Below are 14,452 nucleotides of genomic sequence, written 5' to 3'. Positions count from 1 at the left end.
CGTGCGGCACACCGCGGGGGGCGGTGGGGGGTCGCCGCGCTGGTGTGTGCGGGTCTCGTGGCAGGTGCGGCGGGCGCGCCCGCGTACGCGAACAGCACGGTTGTCCTGGAGGTCCCCGACCAGCTGGTGCTGCCGTCCGGACCTGCCGGCGGGCAGGACCAGGGCAGGACGCTCGATCTCCGGCTGCACCCCTCGGACCCGCGCACCACCGCCCGGGGCCGGGTGACGGTCGACACCTCGGAACTGTCAGGCGTGGCCAAGGTGACCTGGCCCGCGGCCTGCACGCCGGAAGGCGACGGCGCCGAGTGCGACCTCCCGCACTCCTCCGGGCAGCCGGACGACACCGCTGTGCTGCTGCTGACGGCGGCGCCCGGCGCGCACGCCGGTGCCGCGGGGGTGATCCGCTTCACCGGGCACGCGCCGGGCTCCCCCGACGTGCGCGGGCAGACGCGGGTGACCGTGGGGTCGGGCGCCGACGTGTACATGCACGAGCTGCCGCAGCGGTTGAGCGCGAAGCCGGGCGACACCGTGCCGCTGCCCTTCGTACTGACCAACCGCGGCGGCGATCCCGGCGCGGGCAGCATCCTGACCGCCGTCCCCTCGCCCGGTCTCGACACCCTGCCGCGGTACGGCAACTGCCTGTACGAGGCGAACGGCCTGGAGACCCCGGAGAAGGTCAGCTGGATCGTCTGCGTGCTCCCGCCGGTCGCCCCCGGCGCCTCGGCGTCCTACCGCGGACTGCCCTTCACGGTGCGGAATTCCGCGCTGATCGAGGACGTGGACACCGCCACGGAGCCGTACACGCCCGAGGCGCTGGCCACGGCGCGCGGGAAGCACACGATGGTCCAGGGCACCGGCGAGGACCTGGCCCCGTACACCACCGGTTCGCAGGACTATCCGCCGGGCGACGACGGGGCCGACGTGCGGATCGACGTCGACAACACCGCGGAGCTCGCGCTGACGGCGCCGCCGCCGCTGCGAGGGGCGAAGGGCGCCGTGGTCGAGGCCGAGGTGACGCTGACGAACCAGGGCCCCGCCGACCACCTCGACGGGTGGAACGAGACGCCGACGGCCTCCATCGACTTCCGCCCGCCGCCGGGCACCACGGTCATCGACCCCGACGACGGCTGCCGGGTCTTCGACGCCCACGGCAGGCAGTCGGAGCCGGGCACCCCCGGCGCCCGCTACACCTGCCCGGTCACCCCGTACCTGTGGGCGGGCCAGAGCAGGGTGGAGGTCTTCCGGCTTCGGATCGACAGGGTCATACCGAACGCGGCCGGCAGCGCCGCCATCGACCCGGTGCCGGCGTACGACAGGAACCAGGCGAACAACCGCGTGCGGATCGTGCTCGACGCGGAAACCGGCGATACGCCCACCGGCGGCGGGACCTCGGGCGGCACAGGACACGGCGGCGGCTCCGGGCACGACGCCGGCAGCCCGGGCACCCATGCCGCGGGGTCCACCGGCGGCAGCGGTCCTTCCAGCACCGGGGGCACCGCGTCCGGGGCCGCGGACGGCGACCTCGCGGCCACCGGCACCGACCCGGTCGGCCTGATCGGCGCGGTCGCCATGGGCTGCGGCCTGTTCGGCGGATGGGTGGTGCTCCTGCTGCGGTCCCGGCGGCGCCCGGGGGCGGGCCGCGGCTGACGGGTCTCCCCACCTGCTCGACGCACAGCGGGAGTCGACCTGGCGCACACGCTCGGGGCAGGCCGAGGCCCCTGCCAGGCGTCACCGCCCGGCAGGGGCCTCGCGCGATCGGAACCGCGTCAGCCGTCGTTCTCCGCCGACGGGATGTAGGCGCCGGGCACGTCCGCCGGAGCGAAGATCCTGCTGTCGCCGGGGTACGGCTTGGCCCAGTTGTGCGTCTGGTACCACGTGAAGCGGTTCATCTGCTCGGGGTTGGCGTAGTCGGGAACCGCGGTGGATCCGGTCAGCCGCTGCTGGGACTTCCAGGCGTCCCACTGCGCAGCGACGGCCTTCTCCGCGGCCGGCACCTTGGATGCCGGGACGGCTGCCGCCGCCGGGTCCTGCGGCGCGGGAATGTCCAGGCCGCAGGAGGGCGCGGTGCTCAGGCCGTCGGTCAGCGACGTGCGGTTGGCCAGCGCGTTGAAGGGCGTGAGGTTCGGCTTCTTGGTGAACGCCCCCGCCATCGGGGTGGCGGCGCTGTCCTTCTGGTTCATCGGGTGGATCCCGAGGATCTGCTCGATGGTGCGGACCATCGTGATCTGCGAGTAGTAGCGGCTGTCCACCACGCCGTGCTGGGCGTAGGGGCTGATGATCTGGATCGGGGCGCGGTGGCCGTCGACGTGGTCGAGGCCGGCCTGCGAGTCGTCCTCGACGACGAAGATCGCCGAGTCCTTCCAGTACTTGCTGTGCGAGATCTCGTCGACCATCTTGCCGACCGCGAGGTCGTTGTCCGCGACCTGCGCGGCCGGCCCCGCGGGCCCGCCGGTGTGGTCGCTGGACAGCCAGAACATGTTCAGGTTCGCCGGGCCGTTCTTCTCGAAGTCCTGCTGCCAGAGCTGTTCCCGGTAGACGTCGGGGACACTGGTGTCGAACTTCGGGAAGCCGTGCACCGACACGTCGTTGAGCGACGGGATCGGCGACGAGGAGTCCAGCGGGTAGGCGGTGCCCTGACCGGTGGCGGCCATGTTCTTGGAGTCGCAGTAGAGGTTCTGCCAGGTCGCGTCGGCCGGCTTGGTGAGGAACTGCTGGAATTCGCCGAAGTCCCGCACCGTGTTGCCTGCCGCCTGGGCACCGGTCCACAGGAAGCCGGACTGCTGGTGGCCGAGGGCGTCGTCCTCGGTGTCGTAACTGCGCAGGTACTCGCCCGCGGAGGACTCGGTGTACTCCGGGTTGTCCGCCTGCATCAGCCAGTTGTGGCCCTCGGCGGAGTTCGTGCCGATGTCGTAGGTGTTGTCGTACAGCCCGAACTGCTCCGCCAAGGCGTGCTGGTTGGGCGTCACGTTCGCACCGAACTGGGTGAGCGCGGAGTCGCCGTTGCCCTGCGGGATGTCGCCGAGGACCTGGTCGTAGGTCCGGTTCTCCTTGACGATCATGAAGACGTGCTTGATCGTCGAGGGGTCGCCGAGCCGTACGGGCACCGGCACGGGCGCCGCCTTGCTCTTGCTCTTCGCCACCTTGACCGCGCCGTTGGTCCAGCCGTTCTGCTTGAAGACCTTGTCCGTCTCGGACTTGACGGTCTTGTCGCTCGGCAGCGTGAACTGCTGCAGGCTGGAGGTGGTGTCGTGGGTGCCGTGCCCGGCCGCGGTGGTGGGGCGGCGGGCGTCGACACCGCGGGTGTTGGAGACGACGATCTTGTTGCCCACGGTGGCGATCTCCGCGGGGAAGTAGTCCGTCGGGAGCAGGCCGACGTAGCTGACCGGCTCCTGCGGGCTCGTGTAACGGTAGACGGCGACCGCGTTGGCGCGGCCGAGCGTCACCAGCAGGTGGCCGTCGCCGGTGAGCGTCACCGCGTCGGGCTCGTAGCCCACCGTCGCCTCGGGCCACGGGCGGGTGGCGATGGTCTGCACGACCTTGTCGTTGGAGGTCTTGATGACCGACACGTCGTTGGTGGCCGTGTTGGTGACGAACACGGCCCCCTTCGTGGCGTACAGCGCGGTCGGGTGCAGGCCGACGTCGATGCTGCCGACGGCGGCGTCGGGCTTGGCCACGTTGATGACGCTGACCGTGCCGGTGGTGGTGGCACCGGTCACCGGGTTGGCGGGCACCTGGGTGTTGTACGAGTTGATCGTGGTCTCGCCGGGCCTGGCGGGGCGACCGCCCTCGTTGCTGACGTACAGCTTGTTGCCGACCATGACGATGCCGCGCGGGGCGTTGCCCACGGCCCAGCTCTGCTGGATCGCCCCGGTCGAGGTGTTGATGGCGACGACCCGGTTCTGGCCGTTGACCGCCGAGTAGACGGTCGCGCCGTCGGCGGAGAAGACCGCGGCTCCCACCAGCGCGTGCTTCGCGCCGTCGGCCGGGATCGGGATGGTCACCGGGTTGGCGAGGGTGCCGTCGGGGTTCACCGTGAACCTGGTGTAGCCGTCGGTCTGGCCCAGCCAGAGCTGGGAGCCGTCGGGCGAGTACGAGGGCCCTTCCTGGCCGACGGACGCGCTCTTGATCCGCAGGGTGTCCGCGGCGTTCGTGCCGACCTTCTGCTTCACCTGGCCGGTCTTCAGATCCATGATGACCAGCGCCGCGTCGCCGTCGGTGACCGCGGCGGCGAGGGTGTTCCCGTCCGGGCTGACCGCGGACGACATGATCTTGCCGTCGTTGATGACGGTACGGCTGCCGTAAGGGGCGATGTACTGGTCGTCCGAGACGACCTGGCCCTTGGGGGTGACCTGGCCGACCTGCTGGGATCCGAACTGCTGCGTCGAGGCGACGGCGGTGCCCGTGACACCGAGGGCCACGGTGATGCACGCCGTCACCAGGGCACTTCGCCGGCCCACTCGCCGGCCGAGCAGGCTGACCTGGGCCTTCTCGTTGATCCGACGCTGCCGTGTTACCTGCATTGCTTTATCCCTTCGAGGTGGCGAGGAGCAGTTCGACGTTGCCGTCGAACTGCCACAACGGGTTGGGTGCGTCTCCATGGGCCGTACGCACCAGGAAGTAGCCGTTCACTTCCTTCGGTCCGTCGCCGTCGGCGACGTACCTCCCGTCGGCGGTGATGTCGAGCTGGTAGATGGCGGAGCCGGCGACCTGCGCTCCGGGAAGGTGCCAGCTGACGACGCAGCGCCAGTCGTTGCCGGCTCCCTTGTCGTCGGTCCGGTCGCCGCCCTTGTCGCACGCCGCCGACACCCGGAGCTGCGCCTCGGTGACGGCGGGGCGGTTGAGTTCGTCGGTCTGCATCCGGTAGAGGTGGGCGAACTCCGTGGCGAGCGACTGCTGGACCTTCGCCTTGTCGATGCCCGAGCCCATCGAGGGGGTCGCCAGACCGACGACCGCGACCGTCGCACCGGCCAGGGCGAGCAGCGGCAGGAATCCGACGGTGACGGCACGGCGACCGGAGGCGTCCTGCGTCAGGTTGGTGAAGTCCCGGCGCAGGAAGAGCAGGTAGGCCAGCGTCGTCGCCAGCACGGCCCACAGCAGGCTGACGGCGATGCCGATCAGCAGCGGGCCGGTCTGCCGCGGTCCGGTGAAGAGCCCGTTCCAGGCGATGAAGGCGTAGCCGGGCAGTGCCACGCGCACCGCGACGGGCAGCGGCAGCATCTGGGCGAGCTGCATCGCGAGCGCGACCAGTGCGGGCAGCAGCAGCCCCATCGGGGAGCGCCCGAGCGCGACGGAACCGATCAGCCCGATCCCGGCGAGGGCGAGGGTCGGGGCGATGACGCATGCCCAGGCGAGGAAGACCTCGCCCGCGGCGTGCGAAGGCGACAGCAGATGGCCGTCGAGTCCGACCAGCGACCGGTTGCCGACTGCCAGCAGGCCGCCGACCGCGCCGGAGGCGGCCAGGCCCACCAGCATCAGCAGGATCACGGTGAGGCTGGCCAGGGCCTTCGCGGCGAAGATCCGCCGGGGTGACCTGACCGCCACCAGCAGGTGCCGCCAGGTGCCGAGCCGGTCCTCGGAGGCGAACACGTCGCCCGCGACCACCGAGGTGAGCAGCGGGAGCGCCCAGGTACCGGCGAAGCCGAGCACCACCAGCGGCCCCGCCCACCCGGTGGCGTGCATCCAGCGGCCGAAGAGGGTGTCGGTCGGCAGCGTGCTCTGCCGGCTCACGGCGGCGACGAAGAGCGCGGGCGCGATCCAGCAGGCGAGGACCAGCAGCCGGATCCGCCACTGCGAGACCAGTTTGACCAGTTCGAAGCGGTAGGCCCGGGCCACCGAGACGGGGTGTACGCGGGGGGCGGCGTCCTCGCCCAGGGTCGCGGGTGCGGGTGCGGTGGCGGTCATCGGGCGGTCTCCTGCTGCTCGGTCAGTTCGAGGAACGCGGCCTCCAGCGGCGAGACGACGGGGGCGAGTTCGCGTACCGCGATGCCCTCGCGCACCAGGCACGACACCAGCTCGTCCAGGGCCGGTACGAGGGCGCGCACGACGAGGGCCTCGGCGCCGCGCCATTCCACGGCGTCCTCGACGACGCGGATCCCCTCGGTGCCGGCGGCCAGCCGGCGCGCGGCCTGCGCGTCGGAGGTGAGCAGCCGGTAGTCGAGGTCGCGGTTCTCCGCGGCCAGCTTGCCCAGCGGCCCGGAGAAGACGGTCCGCCCGGTGGCCAGGATGGTGACCTCGGAGCACAGTGCCTCGAGGTCGTCCATGCGGTGGCTGGAGAGCACCACGGCGGTGCCTTCTGCGGCGAGCCGGGTCAGGACGCCGTGCACGTGCTTCTTGCCGGCCGGGTCGAGGCCGTTGGACGGCTCGTCGAGCACCAGCAGCCGGGGCCTGGTGAGCAGGGCGGCGGCGAGTCCGAGCCGCTGGCGCATGCCGAGGGAGAAGCCGCGGGCCCGGTCGTCGGCGACGTCGGTGAGTCCCACCTCGGCGAGCGCGTCGTCGATCCCCGCGCCCGCCGGGCCGCCGCCGCGCAGGGCGGCCAGCGCGGCGAGGTTCTGCCGTGCGGTCAGCGAGGGATACAGACCCGGTCCGTCCACGAAGCCCGCCACACCGTCAGGTGCGCTGAGCGCGCGGCCGACCGGCGTGCCGAGGATGTCGAGGCCGCCGCTGTCGGCGACCGCCAGCCCCAGCAGCAGGCCGAGCAGCGTGGTCTTGCCGGCGCCGTTCGGTCCGACCAGGCCGTGGATCTGACCGCGTGCCACATCCAGGTCGATGCCGTCGAGGGCGACGACGTCACCGAAGCACTTGGTGATCCCGCGAGCCCGGACGGCAAGGTGTGTATCCATGAAACCCTTCCTCCGAATACCTACAAGGACTGTAGGGATGCGACCCGATGTGGGGCGTGGACGGCCAGTTGAACGTTCCCGGAACGGGAGGCGACCAGCGGGAATGGGATTCGTGCATGACGCACGGACATGGTGGAGAAATGACGGCATCACACGAATAAACGCCCGCGGCCGCGAGCGGGCCAGCGGGGCGCCGGCCCGTCCGATCGGTTGCGGCCGGGTGTGCCCGCCATCCGATCGGGCGGATCCGCGGCCGGCCTGACGGACTGTCCAGACGGGGGCGTCCGCCGCCCCCTCGCGGCGGGGAGGTGCGACCCGCTCGCCGGCGTACGTCCGGCGGGTCGGGAGAGCGGTGACGGGCAGCGGGCAGCGGGCAGCGGGCAGCGGGTCGGGAGAACGGGGCGGCGGCAGCCGGGTGATCCCGGGTGATCCGGTGTGCGTCCGGCAGGGCGGGAAGGCTGCCCGCCGCCTGGCAGAACCGGCGGCGGGTCGGGGGCGCGGCCCCTTCGCCGACCGGCGGCTCCCGCTACCCCTCGGCCAGTTCCATCAGCGCGTGGATGTGCTCGATGGCGGCGAAGGTCGACGTCCAGCAGACCACGATCCCGACCGCGACGACCGCCCACGCGAGCCGGTGGCGGGCGGGCGGCCGCAGCAGGGAGTCGACCCTGCGGCCGATGTCGCCGCGCGCGCCGCCCAGGCTGCCCCCGAGCGGCGCGGGACGCGGCGCCGCGGACGCCAGCGCGGCCGCGGCCAGCGCGCGGGCAACGGTCCTGCGGTCGCCGACCTCGGCCGCCGCGCTCTCGTCGGCCCACCGCTCGACGGCCAGGTCGATGGCCCTGGAGACAGGACGCACGAACGGGTTGGCGGCCGCCGCCAGCCGCCCCAACTGCACGTAGCGGTGGTGCCGGTGCCGCAGGTGGGAGCCCTCGTGCGCGAGCAGGGCGCGGCGCTGGGCGGCAGGCAGGAGCTTCAGCATCCCGGTGGACACCACGATGCGCCGGTGGCGGCCCGGGATCGTGTAGGCGATGGCGGCGTCGTCCTCGATGACGCTCAGAGCGCCGCCGAGCTCCGGGAGCGCCGCCGCGACCGCCGACGCGCGCCGGGCTTCGCGTACGACCCGCACCAGGTGGAGGCCCGCGGAGGCGAGCAGCAGCGCCGCGGCAAGCCCGCCGGCGGCGGCCACGGCGGGCGGCACCGGAACACCGGCGCGCAGCGCGCTCGGTGACCAGTGGTCGAGGCCGGACAGGCCGGGCGCCTCGGCCAGCGCTATCACCGCCGCCAGGCAGAGCAGCAGTCCGGTGCTCAGCGCGACGGTCAGGGCGAGGGCGGTCAGCAGTACGGTCGCGGCGGCCGGCGCCAGGCGGGCGCCGGCCCGGCGGGAGAGCCGGGCGCTCAGCGCGCCGAGGGCGAAGGGCACGGCGGCCATGGTGAGGGCGGGCCACTGCGGCCCGGCGGCCGTCACGGCCTGTCCTCGCGCTCCGACTCCGCCAGCAGCGTCCGCAGCAGGTCCTCCGTCGCGTCGTCGAGCCCGCCGACGAACCGGGCCAGCACGCTCGTACGGTCCGCGCCGGCTTCGAGCAGCTGGTGCATCCGGTGGGCGGTGACCCGCGCCTCGGCGTCGGCGGCCCCCTCGCCCGCGAGCCGGTAGGCGAAGGCGCGCCCCCGCGCCGAGCGCTGGAGGGCCTGCTTCGCGTACAGCCGGGACAAGGCGGTCAGCACCGTGTTGTAGGCCAGGCCACCGCCCAGTTCCGCCTGCACCTCCGACGCGGTCATCGGCTTCCCCGAGGCGGCCAGGCAGGCGACCACCTCACGTTCGAGACCGCCGGGCGAACGGCCCCGCCTCGCGCTCATCTGGCCCTTCCGCCGGCTGTCGTCGCTGCGCACCCCTGGGCACGGTCATGCCCCCGCGGCCCAGTGTGTCAGAGCGTCCTGCCGGGGCATCGAGCGCCGCCGCACCGGCGGCACGCTGTCGCGCGGGGCACCTCCTCGGGCAAGCTGGGCCGAGCAGTCGCCGTGTCCCAGCTCACACGAGGAGCCGCCATGTCCGAGACCCTCCGCCTCGATCCCGCGAAGACGGCGCTGGTCCTGATCGAGTACCAGAACGACTTCACCAGCCCCGGCGGCGTGCTCAACGGCGCCGTGGCCGACGTGATGGCGAAGACCGGGATGCTGGCGAACACCGTGGCGCTCGCCGAGGCCGCCCGCGCCGCCGGCGTCACCGTCATGCACGCGCCCATCACCTTCGCGCCCGGCTACGGCGAGCTCTCCCGCCACCCGTACGGCATCCTCAAGGGGGTCGTGGACGGCTCCGCGTTCGTCAAGGGCAGCTGGGGCGCCGCGATCGTGGACGACCTGGCGCCGGCCGAGGGCGACATCGTGATCGAGGGCAAGCGCGGCCTGGACACCTTCGCCAGCACGAATCTCGACTTCATCCTGCGCAGCAAGGGCATCGACACGATCATCCTGGGCGGCTTCCTCACCAACTGCTGCGTGGAGTCCACGATGCGCACCGGATACGAGCACGGCTTCCGGGTCGTCACCGTGCGGGACTGCCTCGCCGCCACGTCCCAGGAGGAGCACGACAACGCGATCGCGTACGACTACCCGATGTTCTCCCTGCCGCTGACGTCCGCCGAGGTGATCGCGGGGCTCTGACCGCGGCGAATCGCCCGCGGTTCGCGTCCGTACATCCCGTGTCTCCCGCGCCTCTCGGCATAGCGTGAGGGTGCAAAACGGGACGTACGCGACAACGGGAGCGGCTGGGCGTGGAGCGCAAGTGGTGGACTCTGGTCGCGGTGTCGGTGGCGACATTCATGCTGCTGCTCGACATCACGGTGGTCAATGTGGCGCTGCCGTCGATCCGGAAGGACCTGGACGCCAGCTTCACCGACCTGCAGTGGGTGCTGGACGCGTACGCGTTGACGCTGGCCGCGCTGGTACTGACCGCCGGCTCGCTCGCCGACCGGCTGGGCCGGCGGCGGATCTTCGCCTGGGGGCTGGCGATCTTCTCCACGGCCTCGCTGCTGTGCGCGCTGGCGCCCGACCCGACGTTCCTGAACGTGGCGCGGGCGATCCAGGGCATCGGCGGGGCCGCGATGTTCGCCGTGTCGCTCGCGCTGGTCGCGCAGGAATTCCCGGCGGGCCGGGAGCGCGGCGTCGCGATGGGGTGGTACGGGGCGACGATCGGCGCGGCGGTGGCGATCGGACCACTCATCGGCGGGGCGCTGACCGACTCGCTGGGCTGGGAGTCGATCTTCTACCTCAATGTGCCGATCGGGGCGGTGACGCTCCTGGTGACCTTCCTGCGGCTGCGCGAGAGCCGCGATCCGCACGCGACGCGGGTCGACTGGGCCGGCGTGGCGGCGTTCAGCGGATCCCTCTTCCTGCTGGTGCTGGCACTGGTGAGGGGCAACGACGAGGGCTGGACGAGCACGATGATCCTGTCGCTGCTGGCGGGGTCCGCCGCGCTGATGGCCCTGTTCATCGGGATCGAGATCCGGGTGCCGGAGCCGATGCTTCCGCTGCCGCTCTTCCGGCGGCCCGCCTTCACCGGCGTGCAACTGGCGGCGTTCGGCGTGTCGAGCTCGCTCTTCGCCCTCTTCCTCTACATCACGCTCTACATGCAGAACTACCTGGGCCTCACACCTTTCGGGACCGGCCTGCGCTACCTGCCCGTCACCGCGGTGAGCTTCCTGGCCGCGCCGATCGCCGGGACCCTGCTGTCGCGGGTGCCGGCCAGGACGCTGCTCGGCATCGGCCTGACCGGGGTCGGCATCGGCCTGTACCTGATCGGCGGCGCGGAGCCAGGCGACGAGTGGACGTCGCTGCTGGCCGGGTTCGTGATCGCCGGCGCGGGGACGGGGCTGATCAACCCGGTGATCGCGGACGTGGCCGTGAGCGTGGTGCCGAGACAGCAGAGCGGCATGGCGGCCGGCATCAACGACACCTTCCGGCAGGTCGGCATCGCGGTCGGCATCGCCGTATGGGGGGCCATCTTCGTGGGCCGCGGCGCCGACGAGGTCCGCGACCTGACGGCGGGGACACCCGCGGCGAGCGGCAACCACCCGCGTGAGCTGGTCGAGGCCGCCTCGTCGGGGAGTCTGGACCAGGCACTCGCCGCCTTTCCCCCGCAGGCCAGGCAGCAGGTCGAGAAGGCGGCCCGCCAGGGCTTCCTCGACGGGTTCAACGAGGTGGTCTTCCTGGGCTCGATGGTCTGCTTCCTCGGCGCGATCCTGGCGGTGTGGCTGGTCAGGGAGCGCGATATCGAGCGCTGAAGGGCCGATGGCGGCGCGGGACCGAGCACTGCGGGCCGCCGGCGTCGAGCCGCCGGTGTGACCTGCGGATTCACGGAAACACCCGGTGGCACGGCGGTCGTAGAATCCCTGGGGTGACTGCTGAAGACGACGCGTTCGCGGCGCTGGGCATGCTGAGCGATCCCGTACGGCGCAAGCTCTACCGCCATGTCGCCGCCGCCGTGTCGGAGGTGGGGCGGGACGCCGCCGCGGAGGCGGTGGGGGTCTCCCGGTCGCTTGCGGCCTTCCACCTGGACAAGCTGGTCGCGGCAGGGCTGCTGGCCGCGTCCTTCCGGCGGCTCTCGGAGCGCACGGGGCCCGGAGCCGGCCGGCCGGCGAAGATGTACCGGCGGGTCGAGGGCGAGCACGCCGTGTCCCTGCCGCCCCGGTCCTACGACACCGCCGGCAGGCTGCTCGCGGAGGTCGTGGAACGCGCCGGGCTCGACCTGGAGTTGCAGGCCGCGGCGCGGGCCGCGGGCGCGGCGGACCCGGACGCCGCGGCGGGTGACATGGTCGAGGTGCTCCGCGCCCGCGGCTACCTGCCCTTCTGGGACGACGGGACGCTGCGGCTGGGCAACTGCCCCTTCCACGCCCTCGCGGACGACTTCCGCGCGCTGATCTGCGGGATGAACCTGGCACTGATCGAAGGCATGGCTCCTGAGGGGTGGTCGGCTGCCCTCGATCCGTGTCCTGGCGGGTGCTGCGTGAGCCTCTGTTCTAAAAACAATTCTGATTGACTATAGAGACCGCGCCTTGGCATGCTGGCCCCATGACTGGCTTTCATGTCGCGCAGGTCAACATCGGCCGCATCGTCGCCCCCCTGGACGGCCCCGAGTTGGCCGACTTCGTCGCACAACTGCCCGAGATCAACGCACTGGCCGACCACTCGCCGGGGTTCGTATGGCGCATGGTCGACGACGACGGAGAGGACTCGACGGGTCTGCGGCCGGACGGCGACGACGGCATGCTCCTCATCAACTGTTCGACCTGGGAGTCGGTCGAAGCCCTCCGCGACTTCGCGTACCACACGGACCACCTGCGCGTGCTGAGCCGCCGCCGCGAGTGGTTCCAGCGGCTGGACGGCCCGCACCAGGCGCTGTGGTGGGTCCCGGCCGGCCACCACCCGAGCGTGGCCGAGGCGATGGAGCGCATCGCGACCCTGCGCGAGCAGGGCCCGGGGCCGCTCGCCTTCACCTTCCGCGACCCGCACCCCGCACCGGTCGCCGCGGGATAGGCCCTGCGGTCGGCCGGCCCGCCGCGGGCGCCGGGTGGTCAGCCCTCGCCGCGGCGCGGCAGCCGGTGCAGGGCCACCTCCGACAGCGCGCCGCCGTCCGCGACCGCGGTCATGTAGGTGCAGTACGGCTGGCGCCTGCGGTCGGTCGGGGAGCCCGGGTTGAGCAACCGCAGCCCGCCTGCGGCGGTGGTGTCCCAGGGGATGTGGCTGTGGCCGAACACCAGGACGTCCGCATCGGGGTACAGGCGCTCGCAGCGCTCCTCGCGCCCGCGCGCCGCGCCGGTCTCGTGCACCACCGCGAAGCGGACGCCCGCCACCTCCGCTCTGGCCACCTCGGGCAGCCGTGCCCGCAGGGCGGGCCCGTCGTTGTTGCCGTGGACCGCGACCAGCCGCCCGGCCCTGGCCGCCAGCAGGTCGAGCGTGGCCTCGTCCACCCAGTCGCCCGCGTGGAAGACGACATCGGCCGCGTCGATCGCGCCCAGCAACCCGGCGGGCAGCCGCCGGGCGCGCAGCGGCACGTGCGTGTCGGTCGTCAGCAACACGTTCACCTCGCGGCCTCCTGAGTGATCGCGGTCTCCCGCGTGACCGCGCGGCCGGTCCGACCCGCTCGCCGGGCCGCGGCCTTCGCGTCTCTCCGGACGCCGACCCTACGTCCGGCCGCACCCGTACGGGCCCGACACGTCAAGGACGTCGAACCGGCGTACCGCCGTCCGTGCGAACCGCGGGGGGCGCGGGGGCAGGCGGGGTACGCACAGCGAGAGCGGAAGGCGGTGGCGGCCATGGCGGGTGCCGGCAGGGTGGACGTGGTGGTGGTCGGGGCGGGAGCCGCCGGACTGGCCTGCGCACGGGATCTGATCGACGGCGGGGCCCGGGTCCGGGTCGTGGAGGCGGCGGACGCGGTCGGCGGCCGGATGCGCACCGACGTGGTCGGCGGATTCAGGCTCGACCGCGGGTTCCAGGTGTTCAACACCTCCTACCCGCAGGTCAAGGCGCGACTGCGGCTGCGGGCGCTCCGGTTGCGGCCGTTCACGCCGGGCGTGCTGATCCACACCCCCGGCGGCTGGAAGCGGTTCACCGACCCCACCCGGCGGCTGCGGCAGAGCGCCGATCTGCTGCCGGGGCGCCTGGGCTCGGCGCGGGACGTCGCGGCGCTCGCGCTGCTGAGCGCACGGGACCTGCTGGCACCTCCCGGGGTGCTGCGCGCGGCCCCTGACCGTACGACACGTACCGCGCTCGCCGCGGCCGGCCTGTCGGAGGACCTGGTCGAATCGCTCTTCCGGCCTTTCCTGTCCGGGGTGTTCCTCGAGGACGAGCTGGAGACGTCCAGCCGCTTCTTCCACCTGGTGTGGCGCTCGATGCTGCGCGGCACCCTCTGCCTGCCGGCCGCGGGCATCGGCGCGGTGCCGGCCCAGCTCGCCGCCGGCCTGCCCGGCGGCACCGTCCGGGTGGACGCACCGGTGGACCGGCTCACCGACGACGGTGTGCTGCTGGCCGGCGGCGAGGAGGTGGCGGGCCGCGCCGTCGTCGTCGCGACCGGACCCGGCGCCGCCGCCGCGCTGCTGCCGGGGCTCACCGTACCCGGCACCCGGGCGGTGACGACCTACTACCATGCGGCCTCGTCCGCACCGCTCGCCGAGCCGACCCTGCTGGTCGACTCCGCCCGGCGGGTGCTGAACACGGTCGTCCTCAGCGAGATCTCCCCTGCCTGCGCACCCCCCGGGCGGGCCCTGGTGTCCACCTCCGTGCTCGGCGCGTCCGGCGGTCCAGGTGAGCGCGCGGTGCGTACGGTGCTCTCCGACCTCTACGGGACCGACACCGACCGCTGGGAGCCGATCGCCGAGTACCCCGTCGCCGACGCCCTGCCGGCGATGCCCCCGCCCTGGCCGCTGATCCGCAGCACCCGCGTCGCCCCCGCGCGCTACGTCTGCGGCGACCACCGCGCCACCGGCTCCCTCCAGGGCGCCCTGGCCTCCGGCGCCCGCGCCGCCCGCGAAGTCCTCACCGACCTGCACGGCGGTCGGTGACCTGCGGGCGGCGCAGGCGGCGGGCCGTTCCACCGCCCGCCGGGTCACCCCTGGACGGCCGGC

The 14,452-nt window shown here is 73.0% G+C and carries 12 protein-coding genes; 6 read left to right on the top strand and 6 right to left on the bottom strand.

The genetic code is table 11. The features are described 5' to 3' along the window. The first annotated feature begins 57 nt into the window (after nt 1–57). Entirely contained in the window at nt 58–1,647 is a 1,590-nt protein-coding gene (locus ACGFMP_RS24845; RefSeq protein WP_393675182.1) for a hypothetical protein, read from the top strand. A 119-nt stretch (nt 1,648–1,766) separates the two neighbouring features. On the opposite strand, the gene ACGFMP_RS24840 is transcribed toward ACGFMP_RS24845, so the two are convergent. The 5 genes from ACGFMP_RS24840 to ACGFMP_RS24820 form a co-directional block, all read right to left on the bottom strand. Beyond that, on the bottom strand, nt 1,767–4,520 hold the full coding sequence (locus ACGFMP_RS24840) for a phosphoesterase (RefSeq protein WP_393675181.1): 2,754 nt from the start codon (nt 4,518–4,520) through the stop codon (nt 1,767–1,769). Nucleotides 4,521–4,524: 4 nt separating this feature from the next. Next, the gene (locus ACGFMP_RS24835) at nt 4,525–5,901 is read right to left on the bottom strand and encodes an ABC transporter permease (RefSeq protein ID WP_393675180.1); all 1,377 of its coding nucleotides are present in this window, start codon (nt 5,899–5,901) and stop codon (nt 4,525–4,527) included. Next, complete coding sequence (locus ACGFMP_RS24830; protein WP_393675179.1) at nt 5,898–6,839, bottom strand: ABC transporter ATP-binding protein; 942 nt, start codon at nt 6,837–6,839, stop codon at nt 5,898–5,900. Before ACGFMP_RS24830 ends, ACGFMP_RS24835 begins: the two co-directional genes overlap by 4 nt. Before the next feature lie 526 nt (nt 6,840–7,365). Further along, nucleotides 7,366–8,301, bottom strand: a complete 936-nt coding sequence (locus ACGFMP_RS24825; RefSeq protein ID WP_393675178.1) for a M56 family metallopeptidase — start codon at nt 8,299–8,301, stop codon at nt 7,366–7,368. Beyond that, complete coding sequence (locus ACGFMP_RS24820) at nt 8,298–8,690, bottom strand: BlaI/MecI/CopY family transcriptional regulator (RefSeq protein WP_393675177.1); 393 nt, start codon at nt 8,688–8,690, stop codon at nt 8,298–8,300. Before ACGFMP_RS24820 ends, ACGFMP_RS24825 begins: the two co-directional genes overlap by 4 nt. 189 nt (nt 8,691–8,879) lie before the next feature. On the opposite strand from ACGFMP_RS24820, the gene ACGFMP_RS24815 reads away from it, so the two are divergent. The 4 genes from ACGFMP_RS24815 to ACGFMP_RS24800 all read left to right on the top strand — a co-directional run bounded on the left by ACGFMP_RS24815 (nt 8,880) and on the right by ACGFMP_RS24800 (nt 12,365). Then, entirely contained in the window at nt 8,880–9,494 is a 615-nt protein-coding gene (locus ACGFMP_RS24815) for an isochorismatase family cysteine hydrolase (protein ID WP_393675176.1), read from the top strand. Between the two features lie 110 nt (nt 9,495–9,604). Beyond that, nucleotides 9,605–11,113 carry an MFS transporter gene (locus ACGFMP_RS24810; RefSeq protein WP_393675175.1) on the top strand — a complete coding sequence of 503 codons (1,509 nt, stop codon included), beginning with the start codon at nt 9,605–9,607 and terminating at the stop codon, nt 11,111–11,113. A 113-nt stretch (nt 11,114–11,226) separates the two neighbouring features. After that, entirely contained in the window at nt 11,227–11,868 is a 642-nt protein-coding gene (locus ACGFMP_RS24805; protein WP_393675174.1) for a helix-turn-helix transcriptional regulator, read from the top strand. Between the two features lie 32 nt (nt 11,869–11,900). Then, nucleotides 11,901–12,365 (top strand): DUF3291 domain-containing protein, encoded by a 465-nt coding sequence (locus ACGFMP_RS24800; protein WP_393675173.1) that lies wholly within the window; start codon nt 11,901–11,903, stop codon nt 12,363–12,365. A gap of 38 nt (nt 12,366–12,403) precedes the next feature. Here ACGFMP_RS24800 and ACGFMP_RS24795 read toward each other — a convergent pair whose 3' ends face one another. Next, nucleotides 12,404–12,913, bottom strand: a complete 510-nt coding sequence (locus ACGFMP_RS24795) for a metallophosphoesterase family protein (RefSeq protein WP_393675172.1) — start codon at nt 12,911–12,913, stop codon at nt 12,404–12,406. 231 nt (nt 12,914–13,144) lie between these two features. Here ACGFMP_RS24795 and ACGFMP_RS24790 point away from each other — a divergent pair, with 231 nt between their 5' ends. Continuing rightward, nucleotides 13,145–14,389, top strand: a complete 1,245-nt coding sequence (locus ACGFMP_RS24790) for an NAD(P)/FAD-dependent oxidoreductase (RefSeq protein WP_393675171.1) — start codon at nt 13,145–13,147, stop codon at nt 14,387–14,389. Nucleotides 14,390–14,452: the final 63 nt, after the last annotated feature.

Origin of the sequence: Streptomyces sp. NPDC049040 (assembly GCF_043197715.1) — a bacterium.
Lineage (GTDB): Bacteria > Actinomycetota > Actinomycetes > Streptomycetales > Streptomycetaceae > Actinacidiphila.
This window is presented reverse-complemented; position numbering and strand designations above follow the sequence as displayed.

Excerpts from the sequence above, each read along its gene's own strand:
- ACGFMP_RS24840 (WP_393675181.1), bottom strand. The coding sequence starts at position 4,520 with ATGCAGGTAACACGGCAGCGTCGGATCAACGAGAAGGCCCAGGTCAGC.
- ACGFMP_RS24835 (WP_393675180.1), bottom strand. The coding sequence starts at position 5,901 with ATGACCGCCACCGCACCCGCACCCGCGACCCTGGGCGAGGACGCCGCC.
- ACGFMP_RS24830 (WP_393675179.1), bottom strand. The coding sequence starts at position 6,839 with ATGGATACACACCTTGCCGTCCGGGCTCGCGGGATCACCAAGTGCTTC.
- ACGFMP_RS24820 (WP_393675177.1), bottom strand. The coding sequence starts at position 8,690 with ATGAGCGCGAGGCGGGGCCGTTCGCCCGGCGGTCTCGAACGTGAGGTG.
- ACGFMP_RS24815 (WP_393675176.1), top strand. The coding sequence starts at position 8,880 with ATGTCCGAGACCCTCCGCCTCGATCCCGCGAAGACGGCGCTGGTCCTG.
- ACGFMP_RS24800 (WP_393675173.1), top strand. The coding sequence starts at position 11,901 with ATGACTGGCTTTCATGTCGCGCAGGTCAACATCGGCCGCATCGTCGCC.
- ACGFMP_RS24790 (WP_393675171.1), top strand. The coding sequence starts at position 13,145 with ATGGCGGGTGCCGGCAGGGTGGACGTGGTGGTGGTCGGGGCGGGAGCC.